The organism is Acutalibacter sp. 1XD8-36 (genome assembly GCF_009917525.1).
Lineage (GTDB): Bacteria > Bacillota > Clostridia > Oscillospirales > Acutalibacteraceae > Acutalibacter.
Genome location: NZ_QZDU01000004.1, coordinates 153,133 through 175,905, shown reverse-complemented (window position 1 = coordinate 175,905; position 22,773 = coordinate 153,133). Strand labels below are relative to the sequence as shown.

At 58.5% G+C, this 22,773-nt stretch carries 24 protein-coding genes; 11 read left to right on the top strand and 13 right to left on the bottom strand.

All coding sequences use genetic code 11. The features are described 5' to 3' along the window. Positions 1-16: 16 nt before the first annotated feature. The 4 genes from D5270_RS08800 (at position 17) to asnB (ending at position 4,091) form a co-directional block, all read left to right on the top strand. A complete protein-coding gene (locus D5270_RS08800) occupies positions 17-721 on the top strand; it encodes an HAD family hydrolase (protein WP_166543747.1) in 705 nt (234 codons plus the stop codon). A gap of 13 nt (positions 722-734) precedes the next feature. Next, complete coding sequence (locus tag D5270_RS08795) at positions 735-1,514, top strand: HAD family hydrolase (RefSeq protein WP_166543746.1); 780 nt, start codon at positions 735-737, stop codon at positions 1,512-1,514. Positions 1,515-1,527: 13 nt separating this feature from the next. Next, complete coding sequence (locus D5270_RS08790) at positions 1,528-2,052, top strand: DUF1836 domain-containing protein (RefSeq protein ID WP_166543745.1); 525 nt, start codon at positions 1,528-1,530, stop codon at positions 2,050-2,052. A gap of 185 nt (positions 2,053-2,237) precedes the next feature. Then, on the top strand, positions 2,238-4,091 hold the full coding sequence (asnB, locus tag D5270_RS08785) for an asparagine synthase (glutamine-hydrolyzing) (RefSeq protein WP_166543744.1): 1,854 nt from the start codon (positions 2,238-2,240) through the stop codon (positions 4,089-4,091). 10 nt (positions 4,092-4,101) lie between these two features. Here asnB and D5270_RS08780 read toward each other — a convergent pair whose 3' ends face one another. The 3 genes from D5270_RS08780 to D5270_RS08770 are packed head-to-tail and all read right to left on the bottom strand — an operon-like array spanning position 4,102 to position 7,730. Continuing rightward, complete coding sequence (locus D5270_RS08780) at positions 4,102-5,193, bottom strand: Ger(x)C family spore germination protein (RefSeq protein WP_166543743.1); 1,092 nt, start codon at positions 5,191-5,193, stop codon at positions 4,102-4,104. Then, positions 5,190-6,263, bottom strand: coding sequence for a GerAB/ArcD/ProY family transporter (locus D5270_RS08775; RefSeq protein ID WP_166543742.1), 1,074 nt, complete (start codon positions 6,261-6,263; stop codon positions 5,190-5,192). The genes D5270_RS08780 and D5270_RS08775 overlap by 4 nt, the downstream gene beginning before the upstream one ends. A gap of 12 nt (positions 6,264-6,275) precedes the next feature. Next, a complete protein-coding gene (locus D5270_RS08770; protein ID WP_166543741.1) occupies positions 6,276-7,730 on the bottom strand; it encodes a spore germination protein in 1,455 nt (484 codons plus the stop codon). 129 nt (positions 7,731-7,859) lie between these two features. Between D5270_RS08770 and D5270_RS08765 the strand changes: the two genes are divergently transcribed. The 3 genes from D5270_RS08765 (at position 7,860) to D5270_RS08755 (ending at position 9,700) form a co-directional block, all read left to right on the top strand. After that, complete coding sequence (locus D5270_RS08765; protein ID WP_166543740.1) at positions 7,860-8,540, top strand: DUF421 domain-containing protein; 681 nt, start codon at positions 7,860-7,862, stop codon at positions 8,538-8,540. Positions 8,541-8,600: 60 nt separating this feature from the next. Continuing rightward, the gene (locus D5270_RS08760) at positions 8,601-9,089 is read left to right on the top strand and encodes a SprT-like domain-containing protein (RefSeq protein WP_166543739.1); all 489 of its coding nucleotides are present in this window, start codon (positions 8,601-8,603) and stop codon (positions 9,087-9,089) included. Between the two features lie 212 nt (positions 9,090-9,301). Further along, positions 9,302-9,700: a hypothetical protein gene (locus D5270_RS08755; RefSeq protein ID WP_166543738.1), complete on the top strand. Its 399-nt coding sequence runs from the start codon at positions 9,302-9,304 to the stop codon at positions 9,698-9,700. Between the two features lie 37 nt (positions 9,701-9,737). Here D5270_RS08755 and D5270_RS08750 read toward each other — a convergent pair whose 3' ends face one another. The 3 genes from D5270_RS08750 to galE all read right to left on the bottom strand — a co-directional run bounded on the left by D5270_RS08750 (position 9,738) and on the right by galE (position 12,034). Beyond that, entirely contained in the window at positions 9,738-10,370 is a 633-nt protein-coding gene (locus tag D5270_RS08750; RefSeq protein WP_166543737.1) for a sporulation protein YunB, read from the bottom strand. Between the two features lie 85 nt (positions 10,371-10,455). Further along, a complete protein-coding gene (locus D5270_RS08745) occupies positions 10,456-11,028 on the bottom strand; it encodes a Maf family protein (RefSeq protein ID WP_166543736.1) in 573 nt (190 codons plus the stop codon). Beyond that, positions 11,012-12,034: a UDP-glucose 4-epimerase GalE gene (gene galE, locus D5270_RS08740; RefSeq protein ID WP_166543735.1), complete on the bottom strand. Its 1,023-nt coding sequence runs from the start codon at positions 12,032-12,034 to the stop codon at positions 11,012-11,014. The genes D5270_RS08745 and galE overlap by 17 nt, the downstream gene beginning before the upstream one ends. Before the next feature lie 259 nt (positions 12,035-12,293). Between galE and D5270_RS08735 the strand changes: the two genes are divergently transcribed. Together D5270_RS08735 and D5270_RS08730 are read left to right on the top strand one after the other, a co-directional pair. Next, the gene (locus tag D5270_RS08735; protein WP_166543734.1) at positions 12,294-12,680 is read left to right on the top strand and encodes a putative ABC transporter permease; all 387 of its coding nucleotides are present in this window, start codon (positions 12,294-12,296) and stop codon (positions 12,678-12,680) included. Between the two features lie 78 nt (positions 12,681-12,758). Next, positions 12,759-14,123, top strand: coding sequence for a hypothetical protein (locus tag D5270_RS08730; RefSeq protein WP_166543733.1), 1,365 nt, complete (start codon positions 12,759-12,761; stop codon positions 14,121-14,123). Positions 14,124-14,194: 71 nt separating this feature from the next. On the opposite strand, the gene rhaD is transcribed toward D5270_RS08730, so the two are convergent. The 4 genes from rhaD to D5270_RS08710 are packed head-to-tail and all read right to left on the bottom strand — an operon-like array spanning position 14,195 to position 18,798. Beyond that, the gene (gene rhaD, locus D5270_RS08725; RefSeq protein ID WP_166543732.1) at positions 14,195-15,007 is read right to left on the bottom strand and encodes a rhamnulose-1-phosphate aldolase; all 813 of its coding nucleotides are present in this window, start codon (positions 15,005-15,007) and stop codon (positions 14,195-14,197) included. A 6-nt stretch (positions 15,008-15,013) separates the two neighbouring features. Next, complete coding sequence (locus D5270_RS08720; RefSeq protein ID WP_166543731.1) at positions 15,014-16,261, bottom strand: L-rhamnose isomerase; 1,248 nt, start codon at positions 16,259-16,261, stop codon at positions 15,014-15,016. 10 nt (positions 16,262-16,271) lie between these two features. After that, positions 16,272-17,420, bottom strand: a complete 1,149-nt coding sequence (gene fucO / locus D5270_RS08715) for a lactaldehyde reductase (RefSeq protein ID WP_166543730.1) — start codon at positions 17,418-17,420, stop codon at positions 16,272-16,274. Between the two features lie 19 nt (positions 17,421-17,439). After that, positions 17,440-18,798: a rhamnulokinase gene (locus D5270_RS08710; RefSeq protein ID WP_166543729.1), complete on the bottom strand. Its 1,359-nt coding sequence runs from the start codon at positions 18,796-18,798 to the stop codon at positions 17,440-17,442. A gap of 163 nt (positions 18,799-18,961) precedes the next feature. On the opposite strand from D5270_RS08710, the gene D5270_RS08705 reads away from it, so the two are divergent. Continuing rightward, a complete protein-coding gene (locus D5270_RS08705; protein WP_166543728.1) occupies positions 18,962-19,849 on the top strand; it encodes a sugar phosphate isomerase/epimerase family protein in 888 nt (295 codons plus the stop codon). A gap of 171 nt (positions 19,850-20,020) precedes the next feature. Here D5270_RS08705 and asnA read toward each other — a convergent pair whose 3' ends face one another. Beyond that, positions 20,021-21,022, bottom strand: coding sequence for an aspartate--ammonia ligase (gene asnA, locus D5270_RS08700; protein WP_166543727.1), 1,002 nt, complete (start codon positions 21,020-21,022; stop codon positions 20,021-20,023). A gap of 30 nt (positions 21,023-21,052) precedes the next feature. Further along, the gene (locus D5270_RS08695) at positions 21,053-21,427 is read right to left on the bottom strand and encodes a RidA family protein (protein WP_166543726.1); all 375 of its coding nucleotides are present in this window, start codon (positions 21,425-21,427) and stop codon (positions 21,053-21,055) included. A gap of 126 nt (positions 21,428-21,553) precedes the next feature. Here D5270_RS08695 and D5270_RS08690 point away from each other — a divergent pair, with 126 nt between their 5' ends. After that, entirely contained in the window at positions 21,554-22,303 is a 750-nt protein-coding gene (locus D5270_RS08690; RefSeq protein ID WP_166543725.1) for a sugar phosphate isomerase/epimerase family protein, read from the top strand. 78 nt (positions 22,304-22,381) lie between these two features. Here D5270_RS08690 and D5270_RS08685 read toward each other — a convergent pair whose 3' ends face one another. Continuing rightward, the gene (locus tag D5270_RS08685; RefSeq protein WP_161473390.1) at positions 22,382-22,612 is read right to left on the bottom strand and encodes a hypothetical protein; all 231 of its coding nucleotides are present in this window, start codon (positions 22,610-22,612) and stop codon (positions 22,382-22,384) included. Between the last annotated feature and the right edge of the window lie 161 nt (positions 22,613-22,773).

The window sequence follows — 22,773 nt, the reverse complement described above, 5'->3', positions numbered from 1 at the left end:
AGGGGGAGATTAGTCTATGGAAAAGCTGCATAATATTAAGGGAATATTCTTTGACCTGGGGGGCACGCTCATTTACCCGCCCTCGGGGAGCTGGATGTTTTCGGAGCTTGCATACAGGTATTTCCCAAAGGAGAGGCTTCAGGAGCCGGGCCCTCAGGCGGCAATGTCCCGGGCCAGCCGGGAGCTGGACGGGCACCACCTGCTGCACACCGTGGAGGAGGAGTACGAGCAGTTTTACGGATACTATAAGGCGGTTGCCAAGGCCCTGCCCGAGCTGGGGCTCACCGGCGATGACCTTCGCATAGTCACGGAGGATAAGGTATATAATAAGGCGGACAACTACAGGATGTTTGACAGCACTTTAGAGACCCTGGAGGCTGTCCGCGGCAGGTACAGGCTGGGGATAATCTCCGATACCTGGCCATCTATAGTGCCGCTGCTGGAATATCTTGGCATACTGAAATACTTTGACTGCGCGACCTACAGCTTTGAGCTGGGCGCCTTCAAGCCCGACCGCAGGATGTACGAGGACGCTCTGGCTAAGATGGGCCTGCCCGCTGAGAACACCGTCTTTGTGGACGACAGCGCCCGAAACCTCTATGGGGCCCAGGAGGCGGGGATAAACCCGGTGCTCATCAGGGCCATGCCCGGTATCGTGCCCGCAGAGGGTATCCCTGATATAGACAGGATATCGGGGATACTGGGGCTTTTGGATGTTTGAGGAGGGAATGGCTATGGAAAAGCTGCATAATGTTAAGGGGATATTCTTCGACCTTGGGGGCACGCTGCTGTACCCGCCCTCGGGGAGCTTCATGTTTTCGGACCTGGCAAAAAGGTATTTCTCCCCGGAGAAGCTGAGGGCCATGCCCCCGGAAAGGGTGAGGGCCGCGAAGGACTGCGCCTATAGAGAGCGCGCCGTTGAGCAAAGCAGGCCGGTGCTTGCCATAGAGGAGGAGTATGATATCTTCCTGAAGTATTACACCGTGCTTTCGGCAGAGCTTGGCCTGGGGCTTACCGGCGAAGAGGTAAAAGCCGTTGCCGGGGATAAGGTCTATAATAAGGACGACAATTACCGGTTGTTCGACGGCACCATAAGCACCCTTAAGGCCCTGCAGGGCAAATACAAGCTGGGCATTATCTCCGACACCTGGCCCTCTATCATACCCCTGCTGGAGCATTTCGACATACTGAAATACTTTGACTGCGCCACCTTCAGCTTTGAGCTGGGCACCCTGAAGCCCGACCGGCGGATGTTCCGGGACGCCCTTTCAAAAATGGGCCTTCCCCCGGAGCAGACGGTTTTTATCGACGATAACCCTAAAAACCTGGCGGGGGCCGCCGCCCTGGGTATAGTCCCGGTGCTGATAAGCGCCGCCCAATGGTCCCCGGAGCTGGACAGGGGCTTTGGCATTGACCATATCCAGGCCGCCGGCGGGACGGTCCCGGAGGCGGACGCCCCGGGCCTTGAATTCAGGCGCATAGATGAAATTTCCGGCATACTAGAGCTGCTGTAAGGGAGGAATGTAAATGGACGCTGAGGAAAAGATACTGGCCTGGGCCAGGGAGGGCCGTGAGCTCTCCTGCCCGCTGTGGGAGCAGCTTCCGGCTATCCCGCTCTATGTGGACCAGGTGCTCCAGTACCTGCGGGACAGCCTGCGGTTTTTTGAGCGGGACGAGGAGGATGTGCTGCTCACAAACTCTATGATAAATAACTACGTGAAAAAGGACGTGCTGCCCCACCCGGAGAAGAAGAAGTACAGCCGGGAGCATCTGGCGGCGCTGACGGTGATATGTATGCTAAAGCAGGTGCTTGCCATACAGGATATCGGCACGCTGCTCCAGGGGAAGCCCATGGACCCGGAGCTTTACGGGGCCTTTCTGGCGGCACATACCGGCGCGGTGAGCGAAACCTGCCGGGAGCTTGAGGAGAGCTGCCAGAGGGGGGCGGACCTGCGGCGGGAGGCACTGAGGCTTGCCGCCGAGTCCAACGCAAAGCGCGCGGCGGCTGAAAGGATACTCTGTGAGCTGGCCCTGGACGGCGGGAAGGAATAAATATAGGCGTTAAGCTCAGGCAGCGGCATATTGCCGCTGCTTTTCGTCTTTTTCCGAGGAAATCTGCACACCGGCACGCATATAATGGGGAGTGCTAGATTATAGTTAACGCAGTTCAAAAATCGGTATTTATCGATTTTTAAGTGCGTTTACTATTATATACTTACTGGAAAGGGTTTGGTTTTATGTGCGGATTTGCAGGATTTTCCGACTACGACGACAGCTTGCTTGATGAAAAATATCTCTGGATGGCCCTGGCCCGGCGCATGGCCCGGCGGCTCTCCCATAGGGGCCCCGACGATCAGGGGGCCCATGTCTCGTCCCACTGCGCCCTGGCCCATATGCGCCTTGCGGTCATAGACCCACAGAACGGCCAGCAGCCCATGACCGCCATTAAAGAGGGGAAGGAGTGCACAATAGCCTATAACGGCGAGCTGTATAACGCCGGGGAGCTGCGCTCCGATTTGGAGAGCCGCGGCTATACCTTCTATACCGACTGCGACACGGAGGTGGTTTTAAACGCCTACCTCTGCTACGGAGAGGAGTGCCCCGAGAAGCTCAACGGCATTTTCGCCTTCGCCATAGACGACGGCATTAAGGAGCGCACCTTCCTCTGCCGGGACCGCTTCGGGGTGAAGCCCCTGTTTTACACCTTCAAAAACTCCCGGCTGGCCTTCTCCTCGGAGATAAAGGGGCTCTTTGAGTTCCCCGGGGTCAACCCGGTGATAGGCAGAGAGGGGCTTTGTGAGATATTCGGCCTCGGCCCCGCCCGCACCCCCGGGCACGGGGTGTTCGATGGCATAAGCGAGCTTCGCCCCGGGCACTTTGCCATATACGATAGGGAGGGCTTCAAGGACCACAAATATTACAGCCTTACCGCCGCTCCCCATACTCAGACCTATGAGGACACTGTGAAGACCGTGCGGGAGCTGCTGGTAGACACTGTAAAGCGCCAATTAATCTCCGACGTGCCCCTTTGCACGTTCCTGTCCGGCGGCCTTGATTCCAGCGTGGTTACTGCCATAGCCTCAAACTGCCTGAAGGAGCAGGGCAGGGGCCTCTCCACCTACTCCTTTGAGTTTGAGGGCAACGAGGAGTTCTTCACCCCCTCCTCCTTCCAGCCGGACCGGGACCAGGCCTGGGCCCAGCGGGTGAGCGAGGTGCTGGGCACGGAGCACAGCACCCTTCTGTGCAATAACGACCAGCTTGCCGACTCCCTCTTTGAGGGGGTAATAGCCAAGGACCTGCCGGGCATGTCAGATATAGACGGCTCCCTGCTGTACTTCTGCAGGCAGGTAAAGAAAAATCACGTGGTGGCCCTCTGCGGGGAGTGCGCGGACGAGATATTCGGCGGCTACCCCTGGTTCCACCGCCAGGAGATGTTCGACGGCTCCCACTTCCCCTGGAGCAATAACCTTGACACCCGCCGCTCCCTTTTGAAGCCGGAGATAAGCGGGGAGCTCCATATGGAGGAGTATGTGGGCAGCAGGCTTTCAGAGACCATAGCCGAGGTGCCGGTGCTGAAGGGGGAGACCCCCCAGCAGCAGCGCATGAGGCAGATATCCTACCTTAATATGAAGTGGTTCATGTCCACCCTCCTGGACCGCAAGGACCGCTGCAGCATGTGGAGCGGCCTTGAGGTGCGCGTGCCCTACTGCGACCACCGGATAGCTCAATATGTCTTTAACGTGCCCTGGGACTTTAAATGTCCCGGCGGCGTGCCCAAGGGGCTTTTGAGGGACGCGGCAAAGGGCCTGCTGCCCGATGAAATTTTACAGCGCAAAAAGAGCCCCTACCCCAAGACCCATAACCCCGGTTATGAGCAGATAATGAAGCAGAGGCTCGCCTATATTCTCAGGGACAGCCTGCAGCCCATCCATAAGATACTCTCCGAGGAGGCCGCCAAGTCCCTGTTGGACCAGAGCTTCGACTATGGCAAGCCCTGGTTCGGGCAACTTATGGCGGGGCCCCAAATGCTGGCGTACCTTATCCAGATAAACTACTGGCTTCTGCACTATAATATCTATATAAATATTTAATATATTTTAATCAGTCTATTCCGTTCCTGTTCTCCTGCTCAAGCCGCCTGACCTTTACGCTGGCCGACACCTGATACCGGCACTCTTTCATCAGGTCCGGCCAGCTTTCCTTTTGCTCCCGCCAGAAGTCCGGCTCCTTACGGTACAGGAGCCTGCCAAAGCCGAAGATATCGCAGCCGTCCTCCATCACCGCCTGCTCTATGGCGCTGTGCACCTCCCCCTCCAGAAGCTGCCGGGCGGCGTCCTCTATCCTTTCGTAGGCGTCGGGCCGCTCCATCTGCACCCGGTCGGCAGAGCTGATGTCCGCGTCAACCTCCAGCTCTATTTTAAAGGAGGGCCCGCCGGCTATGTCCGGCTCTATGCTGCCGGAAACATTCCTAAGGCTGAGGGTCACCCTGCCCTCCTCCGGGCCGCCCACCGTAAGCTCCCCCATCTCCAGCCTGTCCATAGCCGCAAGCCATCCCCTGGTGCCGCCGGGGTCCATCAGCCCCATCAGCTTATAGCCGCTGAAATAGCCTGTGGCGAAGACCTCCACGCCCTCCTCTGTGGCACGCAGGGCCGGGAGCACCGGGGAGGCACCCTCCCCCTTCACCGCGTTCACAAAGTCCAGTATCTCCACCTCAGCCGCCTGGCCGTTATACCTCCCGCCCCTGCCCAGGGCCTGGAGCTGGGACATCTTCATAAGCTTGCCGTCGTTCTCAGCGGACAGCACCTCCCCGGCGGTGGTGACAGAGAGGAACATCTTCACGGCGGGCCGGGTGTTATAGTACCGCACGAAGAAGTCCAGGCAGTCGTCAAGGCCATTCAGGGCGCAGTCCATGCCGAAGACCACCAGGTAGTTATGGGAATAGAAGGGCTCCCGCCCTGTGGTGAGGGACAAGTCGGAAAGGGCCTGGAGCACGGTCTCCCCCTCACAGGTAAAGAGCTCCTCCCCCTCGTCCTCTGCAGAGGCCGAGGAGCGCACGGTCACCCTGTAGCCGCTGCCGGTCCAGTCCACGCCGATACCGTGTATGAGCACCCGCTCATAGAGCTCGGGGTAATTGCAGCCTGAGAGAGTTATACACATTATAACAGCCAGCAGAGCCGCTCCCAGCTTTTTCATTTTCCCGCCCCCTTTCCCCGAACTAACGCCGCCGCCCATGTGAGAAGTGGCAGGCCCGCCCCTGTTATCACCGTGCACAGGCACAGCGCCCAGGGGTCCAGCAGAAGGGCCTGCACCCCGGAATTACCCACGGCGAGCAGGGCCAACAACAGCAATAATACTGCCGTCACCCATACGGGCCATTTTTTCTCCCGCTCCCCTGTTATGGAGAAGACGCACACCCGGCAGGCGTACATGTCCACAGCCAGCTTGATAATAAGGCACATCATCCACACCCCTGTAAATACCGCGTCCAGCCGCTGGAGGGAGCGCACCTCCGTAAGGGAGGCCAGCACATAGACCGGGAAGTTCTGGGCGTAGGCGTAGCGACCCAGGCACCCGGATATCAGCAGGATTGTGAGGGACACAAACGCCGCCGTCCCTATCATCCAGCCCATAAATCCCCGCCCCTTTTTCCCCGCCACCTGGGGCAGCAGCACCCCCATGTCCGCAAACAGGGAGGTCCTTGCCAGGAACAGGGCCGTGCCCCTGGCTGTCTGGGAGTATCCGTACTGGAACAGGGGTTCAAGGTTCCCCGGGTCAAAGCGCACCGCCACAATGCCGAACACCAGCCCGCAGCCCAGCAGCAGCACTATCAGCACACAGGAGGCGCAGCGGGCCACGGTCTCTATCCCCCGCAGGGCGCCGTAGAGCGCCACGCCGGTTATGGCCGCCGTCACAAGCCCCGCCGAGAAGCCGGGGTTTACCGTGTCCATAAGGAATATCTGAAACAGCGCAAGGGAGGAGCCCCCTGCCAGAAGGAAGTATAGCCAGTACCCTATGGGCACGATATACCCCAGCTTCCCCATGGAGCCTACCGCCAGCTCCGGCACACTGCCGCCCCTGCCCATGCACAGCCAGACAGGGAGGGCTATAAGCGCCCCCAGGGCCATGGCCAAAAGGCAGGATATGATATTGTCCAGAATGCTCTCGCCCCCAGTATACTGGGCATTCAGGGCTATAGTTACAAGTATATGGGACACAAACATCGCCATAAAAAACTGGGCCGAGCTTATCCTTGTGCGAACCATCTATATTCCCCCCTATTCGCCTATCTCTCTGCTGCCGGGCATATCCTGCACATTGGCGCTGCCTTTAGCCAGCCGCCGCCAGCCCGCCCGGACGAACACATCCCTAAATGCCAGCCGCCCGTTATACGGGGCCACAGGTGACATAAGGGGCACGCCGAAGCTGTCTGTGCCGCACAGGTCCATTAAGAGCAGCACAAGGCCTATCATCACGCCCCATACCCCAAAAAAATTCCCCGCCAGCAGAAAGGCCAGCCTCAGCAGCGCCAACGGCTCATAGAGCCTGGGCACGGCGTATCCTGCTATGGCTGTGAGGGCCACCACCATAAGGGAGGGGGCGCTCACAAGCCCGGCGGACACCGCCGTGTCCCCTATCACAAGGCCCCCCACTATGCTCACCGTAGCCGACAGGGATTTCGGCGCCCTCAGGCCCGCCTCCCTTAGCACCTCATAGAGGAAGTACAGTATCAGCGTCTCCGCCATCACCGGGAACGGCGTCTGGGACTCCGACTCGGATATCTTCAAAAGCAGGGCCTCGGGGAGCATTTCCGGGTGGTGGGTGGCTATTGCCACATACAGCCCCGGCAGGAAGGTGCTAAGAAAGAAGGCCGCGTATTTCAGCCAGCGTATAAAGGTGCCGTAAAAGGGCCTTGTAAGGTAGTCGTCCAGGGTCTGGAAGTTCTCCACAAACAGGAAGGGCACTATTATGGCGCTGGGGGTGCCCTCCACCAGAATGACTATGCGCCCCTCCTCCAGCTTGCCGCAGACCACGTCCGGGCGCTCGGTCATGCCCACGCCGCTGAACACCCCTCCACGCTCTAAAAAGCTTGTGAGGTATCCTGCCCCAAGGGCCGTATTCAGGTCGTAGGCCTTAAGGCGCTCACGGACCTGCTCCAGTATCTCCGGGCTCACCGTCCCCTCAAGGTAGCATAGGGCCAGGGGCGTGTGGCTCTGCCCGCCCACCTCGGCCTTTTCAAACTTCAGCGAGCTGGTCTTCATCCTGCGGCGTATCATCGCCATATTGTTCTGGTAGCTCTCGTTAAAGCCGTCCTTTGCCCCCCGCTGCATGACCTCGTTCTGGGGCTCGTCGGGCCCCCGGCTCTCGAAGCCCTGCACGCCGAATACCAGGGCCTCACTGCAGCCGTCTATTATAAGCACCGCAAAGCCGCTCATCAAGAGCAGGAGTATCTGGTCCATTTTACTCTCGTGCTTCTGTTCAACTGCTCCCAGCACCGCCCGCTCAATATGCCGGAGCTGTTCCGCTCCCCTTCCGGGGAGCTCCCCTGCCTCCATAAGGGGGTTTAATATGCTCAGTGTGATAATCTGCTTGCTCACCAGCCCATCAAGAGCGAAAAGCGCCGCGCCGGTGCCGGACAGGTCCAACTCGCGCATCATGAAATCCATGGAGTTTTTGAACTCGCTTTGTAGATACTCCTTATTCTCCGAAAGGGCCGCCGATACCTTCTCCATTTCCCCGCCTCCCAGGTTCAAATCACGGATAGTTTTAGCAAATCCCCCTGTAATTATACGGATAAACCCGGGGGAGCGAGGGATAATACCGGTGTTGATATAAAGATTCTTTCGGGAAAGAGGAAAACTATGCTGATATCTCTCCTGCGCACCGTCATTATGTATATAGCCATACTCATAGGCGTGCGGCTAATGGGAAAGCGGCAGATAAGCCAGCTGCAGACCTCGGAGCTGGTGGTGACGCTGCTCATATCCGAGCTTGCCGTCATGCCCATCCAGCAGCACGACGACCCCCTTTGGAACGGCCTTATACCTATGCTGGTGCTGGTAGTCTGTGAGATAGTGGTGTCTTTATTTATGCTCAAAAGCGGCAAATTCAGGCAGGCCGTCTGCGGAAGCCCAATGGTGGTGATAGAGAACGGCCGGGTCCTCCAGGACCAAATGCGCCGCCTGCGCATGAGCACCGAGGACCTTTTCGAGGAGCTGCGCCTTGCGGGGGCCTTTGCCCTTGAGGACGTGGCCTACGCCATAGTTGAGACAAACGGCAAGCTGAGCGTGCTGAAAAAGGCCTCGGCGGACTCCCTCACCCCCAAGCAGGCCGGGGTCAAGGCCCCCTCTGAGGCCCTTGAAGTGGTGGTGGTCAGTGACGGTCATATCTCGGAGCACTCCCTGAAGCTCTGCGGCAAAGACCCCCACTGGCTCCGGGAACAGCTAAAGTTCCAGGGCGCGGATCTGTCCGACGTATTCATCATGACCGCCCGCACCGACGGCAGACAGCTGATAATAAAGAAACAGCCGAAAAAGGGCTGACACTTGCCAAGCTCCCCCGCCCCTGGTATAATGGGGTTATAATTTTTGGGGGTGTATTAAGTGCCAAAGGATGAACTTGACAGCCTCATGGCGGGGCTGCGCCGGGAGCTCCTGGCCCTGGGCATACCTGTCTCCTGGCGGCTGCTGCCACAGGTGCAGGTGAATACCCGGGCCAAAAGGCGACTGGGTTGCTGCTTCTACCAGGGCGGGCGGTACTGGATAGAGGTGTCGGACCGGGTGCTGGGGGACGGGGCCCTGCTAAGGCAGACTCTTGTGCACGAGCTGCTGCACACCTGCCCCGGGTGCCGGGACCACGGCAAGCGCTGGAAGGCCTACGCGGGGCTTGTAAGCGAGAAGCTGGGCTTCAAAATTGAGCGCACCGTCAGCACCGGTGCCCAGGAGGGCCCCCTCAGGCAAGAGGAGGTAAAATATATCTTAGAGTGTCAGAACTGCGGGGCGCGGATAGAGCGCATGCGCATGTCAAAGGCGGTGAAATCCCCCTGGCGGTACAGGTGCCGGTGCGGGGGCAAACTGCGGCGGGTGCTGTAGGCCTCTATAGTTAACACAGTTCAAAAGAGGTAGAATACCTCTTTTGAACCTGGCGACGTGGTCGCCCAGCTTGAAAATCGGTATGTACCGATTTTCAAGTGTGTTTACTATAACGGCAGCGCCACACAAAGATTGTACGGCGCTGCCTTGACATTTTTCCCGGTATACTGTAGAATAATATACATAATTTTCATGTAAAAGGAGGCCCTGCCTTGAAACGGACTCTATGCGCCTTCTGCGCCTTTATTATGCTCTTGGCCCTCTCCGGCTGCGCCGTGCCCGACTCACTGCAGCTGGACGTCTCCCAGGGCTACGGCCTGCACACAAAGCTCCTACACCTGAACGCCAGCACCGAAAAGAGCAGGCAGCGCATTGAGGGCTTCGCCTCCCTCACCGAGGACGCCCAGCCCCTTGACAAGGATATTTCACTGTTTGCCTATTATCCCGACCTGACTGTCACCATAACCAGGGACGGCACCCGGGGACAGACGGCGGTCGTGGACATAAACGGGGACTATGTGGACTTCCACTACCTGGACGAGGAGCAGCTCTACCGCTCCAAAATGACCCCGGAGGACTTGAAAAATCTTCTGCACCAGCCCACCAGATAGCAAAAGACCGGGGCGCTCTGCCCCGGCCTTTTTTATTTTACGGCTGGATATTGAGCTTTGGCACCTGGCCTACCACCATGGTCTCCGCAAGCACTGTTGAAGCCTCGGCCTCAACCGAGGTCTCAAAGCGCCTGGAGGGCGAGCAGACCCTGGCCTGCACGGTCATCACCAGCCTGTGGCAGGTCTGGTTCAGCCCCGCGCCGGTGAACTCCGTGGAGAACTCCACCACGGCCGAGCCCTCAAGCTGCAGCTTTATGGGCACAGGGAAGCCCCTGCCGTTAAAGAGCCCCACGCCTGTAAGGCTGCCCACCGGAACGAAGACCGTGGCCCTCCCCTTCAGTGAGCGGGACAGCCGCTCCAGCACCCCCGCCCGCAGGCTGTTCAGCCGCTCCTGGTCCGCGCTGAGCATGGAGACCTGCCCACCGCTCTCCCGCTCCACCCTGACAAAGGGGGCCGGGTCCGCCTCCAGCTCCGCGTCCACGGCCTTCGAGACGCACTCCAGCACATAGCCCCTTGCCGCCTCCTGTATGAGCTCCGGTGAAACCCCTGATATGGCCCGTTCGCAGAGCAGGCCTATAATTACAGCCGCCGCCCCTATTAAGAGCACCCAGCGGCGCCTTCCCCCCGCCCGCCGGTACCTTCGCGGGAACCTTCTCTTTATGTACCGCATACCAATACCACCCCCTGCTATCCTACGCAGGGGGTGGGCTTTTGGTTCGCATATGGCTGGCGGCAGTTCCGTCAGTTTTACAGTTTTACAGCATATCCCTCAGTCGGCGCAGGGTCTCGGCTACCGGGAGGCCGACGATATTGGGGTAGTCCCCGGCTATCTCCTTCACCAGCATTACCCCTATCCCCTCTATGCCGTAGCCCCCGGCCCGCCCGGTGGACTCGCCCATTGAGACATACTCGGCTATCTCCTCGTCTGTGAGCTCATAGAAGGTCACAGACGTGACCTGGTGGAAGACCTGCCGCTTCCCCCGCACGCTGAGGCATACCCCGGTATAGAGCTTATGGGTGCGGCCGGAGAGCCGCCGGAGGGTCTGTCTTGCGGCTACATCGTCCCCTGGCTTTCCGATTATCATGCCGTCTATGCTCACAACAGAGTCGGCGGCTATTATGGCCCTCCCGGGGCAGAGCCTCTCCACTGCCTCCGCCTTGCGCTGTGCTAAGCACTCCACCGTCTCCCGGGGGGTGTACTCCTTTGGGACCGACTCGTCAGCGCCGGAGACTATGACCTCTATGTCCACCCCCGCCTGCTCCAAAAGCATTCTGCGGCTGGGGGACTGGGAGGCAAGGACTATCCGCTCACTAATCCTCAAAGCCATTGGGGTTCATCTTCTGCCAGCGCAGGGTATCGGCGCACATGTCGTCCACGGTCTTCTTGGCCTTCCAGCCCAGCTCCTTCTCGGCAAGGGAGCAGTCTGCATAGCAGGTGGGGATATCCCCGGGGCGGCGGGCGTCGATAACATAGGGCACCTGCTTTCCGGCGGCCTTGGAGAATGCCGCCACCATCTCCAGCACGGAGACCCCCCTGCCGGTGCCCAGGTTATATACCTTCACGCCGCAGGGCCCCTGCTCAAAGAGCTTCAGGGCGGCGGCATGGCCCTCTGCCAGGTCAACTACATGGATATAGTCCCGCACGCCGGTGCCGTCGGGGGTGGGGTAGTCGTCCCCGAATACGTGGAGCTTCTCAAGCTTGCCTACCACTGTCTGGGCGATATAGGGGGCCAGGTTATTGGGTATGCCGTTGGGGTCCTCACCTAAAAGGCCGCTCTCGTGGGCGCCCACAGGGTTAAAGTACCGCAGGAGCACCGGGCTGAAGTCCTTATGGGCCACGGCGTAGTCCTTTAAAATATGCTCAATCATGAGCTTTGTGTTGCCATAGGGGCAGTTTGCGCTGGCAGGCAGGGGGAAGTCCTCCTTAATCGGCACAGTGGCAGGCTCGCCGTACACTGTTGCCGAGGAGGAGAAGATTATATTCTTCACGCCCTGCTCCTCCATGACCTTCAGGAGCACAAGGGTGGAGTTCAGGTTGTTCTCATAGTACATCAAAGGCTCCCTCACGGACTCACCCACGGCCTTGAGCCCGGCGAAGTGTATGACTGCCTGGGGCTTCTCCTTTATGAAGGCCTCCCGCAGCTTCTCCTCGTCCCGCACGTCTATCTCGTAGAAGGAGGCCTCCTTGCCGGTTATCTGCTTTACCCGCTCCACCGAGGTCTTCTTGCTGTTGCTGAGGTTGTCGACTATCGCCACCTGATGGCCCTGCTCCAGAAGGGTGAGGACTGTGTGGCTGCCGATGTACCCCGCGCCGCCTGTTACCAAAATCTTCATGATTCTTCCCGCCTCTCAGTTAATTTCGCGGCTTAATAGTTCGCGCGTGCGGACTATCCGCGTCTGCAAATATTATAGGCATAGAATGGGAAAATAGCAAGGTTTTTTCAGGAAATCATCAATATATTACCTAAAAAGCGCAAAATACTTCTCCTTTCCCCGGGGATAATATCTTTATAGCTAACGCAGTTCAAAAATCGGCATGTACCGATTTTTAAGTGCGTTTACTATTTCAAACGAGTAAGGGAGTGTTTTTGATTTGAGTAAGGACAGCATATTGTTTTTGACCGGGAGCTGCGCATATCCCACCCTGGAAATTGCCTGGCGGGGGCACACGCATTATTCCATGGCCCTGGCGGGGGGAGTCTGCCTCTGCCTTATCGACCATATCTGCTGCGGCATTTTAGAGGGCAGGAGCCTTTTCACCAGGTGCCTTGCCGGGTCCGGGCTCATAACCGGGGTGGAGCTGGCGGCGGGGATACTTGTAAACCAGGTAATGGGCCTTAGGGTATGGGATTACTCCCATATGCCAATGAATATTATGGGCCAGGTCTGCCTGCCCTACTCGGCCCTATGGTTTGGGCTGACCCTTCCTGCTATGGCTTTATGCAGGCTTTTAAGGGGGGCAGGGAAAATCTCCCAATAAACCCTTGTATTTTTACAGGGTATGCTGTATAATTATAACATATCCTGTAAAAAATAATACATGTCTGGAGTGACCCCCATGCTGAGAAAACTTTCCGCGCTCCTTTTGGCCCTGCTTCTGCTACCCGCCTGCTCCGCCCGGCGGGCGGATATCCCAAAGCCCAAGGCCTTCGACCCAGAGGAACCCCTTACCATCTGTTTCGACCTGGACGGCGGCACCACTGACCCCCGGCACTATGAAATCGACCGGATTACCCCCCTCTACACCGGCGTCGAGACCCGGCAGCAGGCAGTTGACCTCTTCCTAAAGGATATGGAGGAGGCGGGCGGGCCCCGGGATGTTCAGGTAGAGTTTATCGAGGGCTACGGCTCCCTGCGGGAGGGCCAGCTCACCCATATGCGTTCGGAGTTAATGGCTGGCAAGGGCCCGGACCTGTTTGTAATCTGCCAGAGCGCGTACTCCAATCTGTTCCTTTTCCCGGAGAAGAAGATGGAGGACGGGCTGTTCCTCTGTCTTGACGGCTATATGGACGGCGCCCAGTTTATGGAGCCGGACAAAATGCTCACAAAGGTCTTCGACGCCGGCAGGGCCTCGGACGGCAGGCGCTTCCTGCTGCCCATGACCTACAGCCTGGGGGCGGCGGTACTGCCCTCGTCCCAGCTGGACATAGATACTGAGCAGGAGCTCACCTTCAGCAGCCTGCTGGACCCGAACGGCGGGCTGGGTGGCGTCCTGGGGCTCTGGCGCGACGACGAGTACGGCGACCCGTTTCTGGACATGTACCCGGCCCTGGGCCAGCTTGCCGACTATAAAGCCGAGAGCCTGGGCTTTTCCAAGGAGGAGCTGGGGGAGTTTTTCGCGGCACTCTCCCGGTATGAGGAACAGCTTGACTCCGGGGAGGCCCAGCGCCCCAAGGGTTTGCATATATCCAATATGCTTCTGGTAAACGGTGCAGTGACCTCCCGCTCCTGGGCCATGGAGCCCTTAACCATGGTGCCCCTCTATGACAGCGAGGGGGGCGTCACCGCCCGGGTGAACTGCTTCGCCGGGGTAAACGCCAATGCCGGCAACCCCGCCGGGGCCTTCTGGGCCGCGGACTACCTGCTGGGCCACGACTATATGCAGAACTCGGACATATATATGTACATATTCTCCGCAACCCTCCCCATATATGGCGACATCCTGGGCCCCGGCGCGCATGTGCCCTACGTCCGCAGCGACCCCGAAGCGGCTCCCAAGATTGAGAGCGGCATTGACGGAAACTGCTGGGAGGCCTTTCAGCAGCTCACCGGTAAAATTACCGGGGCGGAATTCCCCACGGCCCTGGACAGTGAGCTCACCCGGGCATACTGTGCCTACATCGCCGCAGAGAGCGGCAGCCAGCGGGAGAAGGTTATCTCTGAGGCCTATACCGCCATGGAGATGATGCTTGGGGAGTCGTAGCCTGTAAATACAGGAAGGACCGGTTCGAATTGAACCGGTCCCTTTTCCATGTCTATTTCACAGCTTCCAGGTCAGTTTAGAAAATCCTCCCGGTATTTAACGCCGAAAAACTCCGCCAGCTCCCGCAGCTCGCTGTCCTTTATGGTGTTTATCCTGGGCAGATGGGCCGTGAGCATATATATCTGCGCGGCCTTCTCCACGGTCTCAATAAGCCCGAAGGTCTCGTCCATGGTCTTCCCTGCGCCGTATATGCCGTGCATTCCCCATATTACCAGGCGGAACTCCTTCATCTTCTCCGCGGTGGCCTCGCCTATGGAATTTGTGCCGCAGAGCATCCAGGGCAGCACCCCCACGCCGTCCGGGAAGACTACAATGCACTCGGTGCACATCTCCCAGAGTGTGTGGGTGAATTTCCTCTCGTCCAGCTCATGCACATAGTTCATAGCCAGGGTGTGGGTTGGGTGGCAGTGCATAATTATTCTGTTTTCCGGGTCCACCTTCAGGCGGGCCATATGGCTCATGAGGTGGGCGGGGAGCTCGCTTGTGAATTTGCCGCCGTCCTTATAGCCCCACAGGAGCCGGGCGGTCCTGCCGTCGGGGGCTATCCTTATAATGCCCAGGTTATTCTCCGGGTCGTCCTGCACGTTCTTAAAGTACCTGCCGGTGCCGGTGACTATAAATATCCTGCCCGCAAGCTCCTTTGCCTCAAAGCCTATGGGTATCTCCCGGACGGCACTGTCTATGTCGATATACCTGCCCACCTCCTCGCTTTGAAGCAGGCAGCTGATATTCCCGCCGTTGCGCTCGTCCCAGCCCAGGCGGTACATATTGGCGGTGGTCCTGCGCATTTCAGTGAGGAAGGGCGCGTCCATTATATTCTTCATAGTATGTCAACCTCTCTTGCTCAAAACGTCCCGCTCATAGGCCTCGCAGAGGGGGTACCACTCCCCGTCCAGAGGCTTCCCGCAGGCCCGGCAGTACTCGTCCCAGATATCCCCGAAGGGCATGGTCTTGAGCTCCTCCTGCATAACCATCAGCCTGCTGAAGTTCCCCTGGTCCTGAAGCCTTTTAAGCTCCTCCACCGGCTGCAGAAGCCCAAATAACAGGGCCTTCTGGAAGTTGCGGAAGCCTGTGGCCCAGGCGGAAATACGGTTTATGGAGGCATCGAAGTAGTCCAGGGCCAGGAACACCCTGTCTATCCCGCAGCGCACCACCTCCTTGGCAATCTCCCGGGTCTCGTCGTCGAACAGCACCACATGGTCGCTGTCCCAGCGGACCCCACGGGTCACGTGCAGGGCCAGCTTCTCATCGTAGGCGAGGATAGATGATATCTTGTCGCTCACAAGCTCCGTGGGGTGATAGTGCCCGTTGTCCAGAAGGCAGATACAGTCGTCCCGCCCGGAGGCGTATTTCAGGCACCACTCCGCGCTGCCCACGGTATAGCTCTCAACGCCGATGCCAAAGACCTTGGACTCAGCGCAGGGGTACACCTTCGTTTTGTCAAAGGGCTCCGAGAGTATTTCGTCAAAGCTCTTTTTATAGCGCAAGCGCGGGCCTATCCTGTCGGCGGGGACGTCCTTATAGCCGTCGCCGGCCCATATGTTCATAACGCAGGGCTTGCCCAGCTCCTCCGCAAGATACTGGCTTATCCTGATACACGCCCTGCCGTGGTCCACCCAGAACCTTCTGGTCTCCTCGTGGGGGGAGCTGAGGGTCAGGGGATCGCATTTGGGGTGGGAGAAGAAGGTGGGGTTAAAGTCGCAGCCGATTCCCCTCTCCCGGCAGAAGTCCACCCACTTTTTAAAGTGCCTGGGCTCCAGCTTATCCCTGTCGGCCCACTCGCCGTCCTCAAAAATGGCGTAGCTCGCGTGCAGATTGAGCTTCACCTGCCCCGGCACCAGGGAGATGACCTTGTCAATATCAGCCATCAGCTCCTGGGGGCTCCCCGCCCTGCCGGGGTAGTTCCCGGTAGTCTGTATGCCGCCGGTGAGGGGCTTCTGGGGGTCGGTGTCAAAGCCCCTCACATCGTCCCCCTGCCAGCAGTGCAGGGACACCGGCACGGTCTTCAGCTTCTCGATGGCCCGGTCCGCGTCCACGCCCAGGGCACTGTATTTTCTCCTTGCCTCATCAAAGCTCATACCCTTCTCCTCACATCAGGCCCCTATATAGGGCGGCAATCTCCTCCACGCTGGTATCCCTGGGGTTCCCCGGGCAACAGGCGTCAGCAAAGGCGCTCTCGGAGAGGAACTGCACGTCCTCCTCCTTCAGGATTCCCTCGAGATTTTCGGGAATGCCTACGTCCTGGGACAGCTTCTTCACTGAATTTATGGTGGCCTCCACCGCCCCGTCTTCTGACATATTATCTATCCCCTCAACGCCCATGGCCCTGCCAACGGCCCGGTAGCGGGACCCGGCGGCGGCCTTGTTGTACTCAAGCCCCGTGGGGAGTATAATAGCGCAGGCCACGCCGTGGGGAGTATCGTACAGGGCGGACAGGCCGTGGGCCATGCTGTGGACAATGCCAAGGCCCACATTGGAGAAGCCCATCCCGGCAATGTACTGCCCAAGGGCCATGCCCTCGCGCCCGGCGGGCTCATTGTTTACGGCGGCGCGGAGGTTCCCTGAAATAAGGCGTATAGCCTCCAGGTGGAACATGTCGGAAATGGCGCAGGCGCCCTTGGTGATATAGCCCTCAATGGCGTGGGTTAGGGCGTCCATGCCGGTGGCGGCGGTGAGGGACTTTGGCATGGAGGCCATCATGTCCGGGTCTACCACGGCGATTTCCGGGATGTCGTTTGTGTCCACGCACACAAATTTGCGCTTCTTCTCCACGTCGGTGATAACATAGTTGATGGTGACCTCGGCGGCAGTCCCGGCGGTGGTGGGGACTGCAATGGTGAACACCGCATGATTTTTCGTGGGGGCCACACCCTCAAGGGAGCGCACATCGGCAAACTCCGGGTTATTCACAATTATCCCTATGGCCTTGGCGGTGTCCATAGCCGAGCCGCCGCCGATTGCCAGCATACAGTCCGCGCCGCTCCCCTTATAGGCCTCCACGCCGCTCTGGACGTTCCCGATGGTGGGGTTGGCCTTCACGTCGCTGAAAATCTCATAGGCAAAGCCGGCCTTGTCCAGGAGGTCCGTGACCTTCCTGACGACTCCGTATTTCAGCAGGTCCGGGTCGGTGCATACAAAGGCTTTTTTGTACCCCCGGGCGGTGAGCTCGGGCACAATGTTCTCAATGGCCCCGGCCCCGTGGTAGGATATGGCGTTCAGTACAATACGGTTTGACATAATTATATCTCCTCTATGATTAGTGTACGGCTTCCGCCGCCGAACATTTAACAGATTTCTGAGCCGTAATTTGGCTATTCAGGTTTCCCAGGGCCGTGGCCTCTATGGGCAGGGCCGCCACCTTCAGGCCGGTCTCCTCCTCTGTGAGGCGGTTGAGGTACTGGTTCTTCGCGCCGCCGCCCACTATGTACAGCTTGCTGTACCTGCGCCCTGTAAGCCCCTCCAGCACCCGGACGCTCTCGCCGTAGCACCGGGCCAGGGAGCGGTAGGCGCAGCGGAAGTAGTCTCCCGGGCTCTCAGGGGCCGTATACCCCGACTCCTCCAGGGCCCTGCAGACTTCCCCGCTCATAGACTCCGGCGCCATAAACCGCTGGGCGGTCACGTCCACCAGGCCTTGATAAGCGCTGGCCCCAGCGCTTTCTGTTATGGCTGAAAAGTCCTCCCCCGGGCAGAGCTCCTCCCTAAGGTTATTCACCATCCACATTCCCATAATGTTCTTAAGGCAGCGTATATAGCCCACCCCGCCCTCGTTGGAGAAGTTAGCCTCCAGGCTCTCGGGGGTTGTGACGGCCTCCTGGAGCTTTGCCCCTAAGAGGCTCCAGGTGCCCGAGGAGAGGAACAGCTCACCCTCGCCAGAACCGGCGGCACCAGCCTCCATAGGTATGCCCTCCACGGCGCTGGCGGTGTCGTGGGTGGGGCAGAGTACGACCCTTATGCCCTTATACTCCCCAACCACCGTCCCCGGCTGGCTGAGCCCGGTAAAGAGCTCCTCCGGCAGGCCCAGCCTGCGGATTATCTCCAGGTCAAACTCCCCGGTCCCGGCGTTCACCAGCCCGGTGGTGGTGGCGATGGTGTACTCGTGCAGGCCAGTGAAGCTGAGCTGCTTCCCTCCTGTCAGCCGCCACATCAGGTACTCGGGCATCATCAGGTAGCCGGTGGCTCCCTCCAAGCGCCCGCTGAGCTTGTCGGCGTAGAGCTGGTAAATGGTGTTGAAGGTCTGGAACTGGATGCCGGTGCGGGCGTACAGTTCCGGGAAGGGGATGATTTCATGGACCCTTGGGATGGAAGCCTCAGTGCGGCTGTCCCTGTACGCATAGCAGGGCAGCACCGGCCTGTCCCCCCGGAGCAGCACATAGTCCACGCCCCAGGTGTCCACAGACAGGCTCTCTATCCGGGGATACCTCCCAAGGGCCGTGTCTATCCCCGCCCGGACCTCCCGCTCCAGGCGGTCAATGTCCCAGGTGAGGTGCCCGTCCCTCTCGGTCACGCCGTTTTTAAAGCGGTAGACCTCCTCGGTCCTTAATGCGCCGTCCTCCTGCCAGCCTATAATGTGCCGCCCGGAGCTGGCGCCGATGTCGATTGCCAGGTAATATTTCATAGGGCCTCCTTGGTGGGAATTTCCTGTCAGTACTCAGTATACGCGATTTTTTGTGCAGGGTCAAGTATAAATCCTTGATACTCCGGGTAATATCCGTTGACAAACCCTCCCAAATTTGTTATTATTTATCTATAATATATAAACTCTTAGGAGGTCGTTTCCAATGAAAGTAAATATCGGCACCTATTCCTTCGGCGGCATTGCCAGCTATCTGGGCCTTGGGCCCACCCTGCTTGAGAAGTTTAAGACCATCAAGGCCCTGGGCTTCGACGGCGTGGAGCTGTTGCCCGTGGACCTGGACAACCCTGTTGAGGACATTAAGAAGTGGGCCCAGGAGACCGGGCTTGAGATAGTCTCCGTCCATGCCGAGCCCACCGAGGAGATTGTGAAGAAGATGGCTGCCCTTGGGGGCAAGGCCGTTATCTGGGCCAGCACCGACTTCTGCAACAAGGAGGAGGCCATTGAGGTGGCCCATAAGCTGGACAAGCTGGCTGAGATGGCCGAGCCCTACGGCATTAAGATTGGCTATCACAACCACAGCAAGGAGTTCTATGTTGATGAGGGCCTGCCCCTTATTGAGCATATGGCAAACAACTCCTCCAAGTTCTTCTTCCAGCTGGACTGCGGCTGGTGCATGAACGCCGGTACATATCCCCCCACCTTCATCCGCAGGTATAAGGACAGGGTCGTCGCCATACATGTGAAGGAGAACTGTCGCGTCCAGGGCCCCGGCCCCCAGCCCAAGTCCGCCCACGCAGAGGGTCCCCACGAGAGCCCCTTCGCCCACGTAGCGGAGATGTCCCTGGAGGAGCGCCAGGCCATGCTGGACCAGTTCAACGCCCGCAACAACAGCCCCGAGGGCCAGAAGCGCTTTAACGTACAGTGCAAAATGGGCGCCCCCGAGTCCAATATGGACTGGAAGGCCATAAAGGAGGCCCTGGACGAGCAGAGCTTCGAGGCCTTCTGGGTCGTGGAGCGCGAGGGCTTCTATGACGAGCACGACAAGTGCATTGCCGACGACGCCAAGTATGTTAAGGAGAATGTGCTGTAAGCTTTCCCGCTGAACAGTCAAACGCCGCGTCTTTAAAAAGATGCGGCGTTTTCGCTAAAGCATCCAAAAAGACCGCCAGAGGTGCCCCCCTCTGGCGGTCTCTTTGTGGTTCCATGCACGATTGTTACTTTACGTGTCAATTTTAGCACAGCAGCCTCGGTTCATCAAGCCCTACAGCAGCACGACCCCCGCCGCCCGGCACTTCTCCCTGGTCTCCCCGTCCCATAGGGAGGCCTGTACCTCGCCGATATGGGCCTTGCCCAAAAGCAGCATGCACAGCCTGCTCTGGCCGATGCCGCCGCCGATGGTGAGGGGCAGGCCGCCGTCCAGGAGCAGCTTATGGAAGGGGAGCTCCCTGCGGCTCTCGCAGCCGGACTCCTTTAGCTGGCGGGAAAGGCTTTCAGCGTCCACGCGGATACCCATGCTGCTTATCTCCAGGGCGCAGCCCAGGGGCTCGTGCCAGAACAGCAGGTCGCCGTTAAGCTCCCAGTCATCATAGTCGGGGGCCCGCCCGTCGTGGGGCGCGCCGCTCTTCAGCCTGCCGCCTATCCCCTCTATGAACACCGTCTTATGCTCCCTTGTGAACCTCTGCTCCCGCTCCTTGGGGCTGAGCTCGGGCCACATATCCTCAAGGCTCTGGGCAGTGATGAAGGTAACCTCCCGGCAGAGGTCCGTGGGCAGGTCCGGGAGCTGCCACTGGAGCTCGTCCAGGGTGCCGCAGATTGCGCTCACTATGCGGGCGACGGTCTCCCTAAGGAAGCCTATATTCCGGCTCTCCGAATCTATGACCTTCTCCCAGTCCCACTGGTCCACATAGACCGAGTGGAGATTGTCCAGCTCCTCGTCCCGGCGTATGGCGTTCATGTCCGTCACAAGGCCGTTGCCCACGTAGAAGCCATAGTCTTTAAGGGCCAGGCGTTTCCACTTTGCCAGTGAGTGCACCACCTGCCCATCTATGCCCACCGCGGGGATGTCGAACCCTACCGGGCGCTCCACGCCGTTTAAATCATCGTTAAGGCCTGTGGCCGGGTCCACGAACAGGGGGGCCGTGACCCTTTTCAGGTGCAGGGCCGCGCAGAGCTTTACCTGAAACACGTTCTTTATCAGGCCGATAGCTTTTTGTGTGTCATACAGGCTAAGGGCGGAGACATAGCCCTCTGGTATGGTCGTCATGGGAAACACTTCCAATCAAGTCAAATTATTTTACTTTACCGCCACGGCCTCTATCTCAAACAGCGCACCCTTGGGTAGGGCCGCCACCTGCACGCAGGCGCGGGCGGGGGCTTCGCCTGTGAAATACTCGGCATAAATGCCGTTGATGGCGGCAAAGTCCTTCATGTCGGCTAAAAACACCGTGGTCTTTACCACGTCGGAGAGGACCATGCCCCCTGCCTCAAGCACAGCCTTAAGGTTGTCAAGGGCCTGCCGGGCCTGGGCCTCAACGCCCTCGGGCAGCTCGCCGGTGGCGGGGACCAGCCCCAGCTGTCCGGAGGTATAGAGGGTATTGCCGCAGAGCTTGGCGTGGCAGTAGGGCCCCACGGCGGCGGGGGCATTCTGGGCTGTTATAGTTTTATTCATGAAAATTTCCTCCTTAAATCTGGTTGTACCTTATATATTATACTTTTTCCCGGAAAAAATCAAGCCCTTGACATTCGGTGGCCGCTGGGTTAATATGATATCAAAAGCATCAGGAGGTTTTTTATCATGACATTAGGCGCACAGCTATTCACCCTGCGTGAATACACCCAGACTGAAAAGGACCTGGACTACTCCCTTATGAGGGTGGCGAAAATGGGCTATAAGACCGTGCAGATATCCGCCATAGGGCCCATCGCCCCGGAGAGGGTACGGGAGCTCTGCGATAAGCACGGCCTTCAGATAGTGCTCACCCATACCGACCCAAACCGTATCATGAACGACACCGAGGCCGTTATAAAGGAGCACGACGTTATGGGCTGCGATTATATAGGCATAGGCATGATGCCCAAAAAGTACTGCTCCCCCGAATGGCTCTGGCACTTTGCCGACGACTATAGGGAGGCCGCCAAGAGGATAGCCGCCGCCGGTAAGCTGCTCATGTACCATAACCACAACGTGGAGTTCCAGAAGTTTAACGGCACCCTTGTTATGGACACCCTCCTTGAGAGCTTCGCCCCGGATGAGCTCGGCTTTACCCTGGATACATACTGGGTGCATATGGGCGGCGCGGACGTGTGCGCCTGGATGGAGAAGCTCTCCGGCAGAATCCCCTGCATACACCTTAAGGATATGGCTGTAAGGGGCTGGGAGCCTGTAATGGCCCCTGTGGGCGAGGGAAATCTGGATTTTGATAAAATCATTAAGACTGCCGAAAAATGCGTCACAAAGCACCTGCTGGTGGAGCAGGACACCTGTGTTGGCAGCCCCTTCGACTGCCTGGAGACCAGCTTCCGAAACCTTCAGGGGAAGTTCTGAGCAGGCCAGCCTTTTCCAAATATTTTCATGTGATGTTAAAAGAGCGCCCGGTTTTTTCCTTACCCGGGCGCCCTTTTCTTATATCCTCAGGCAAATCACTTCGTTTGTAGCCCTTGCTACTGAAAGCACATTGCTTTGAATGTATTCAGCATAGCCCTCCGGCATGGCGCTCACTTGGGCACAGCCCACGACCCCCTCCGGCAGACTGTCGGCCCGGGCGCGGCCAACATGGCCCTCCGCGGCAGACGCTGAAACTGTCAGAACTGATACCAGCAGCGCTGCCCCAGCCAGCCCCAGTATTTTTTTCATTTCCTTCCCTCCTTTTGAATTATTACCTTTACTTAAAATTTATTATAATGGGAAAAATCTTTTTCGTCAATAGATGCAGGATATTTCCCCCGGCTTCCCGGCCCCAACCACGGCAAAAGCGCCTGCCCCACGCAGACGCTCCGCCAAGAACTCATCTAAAT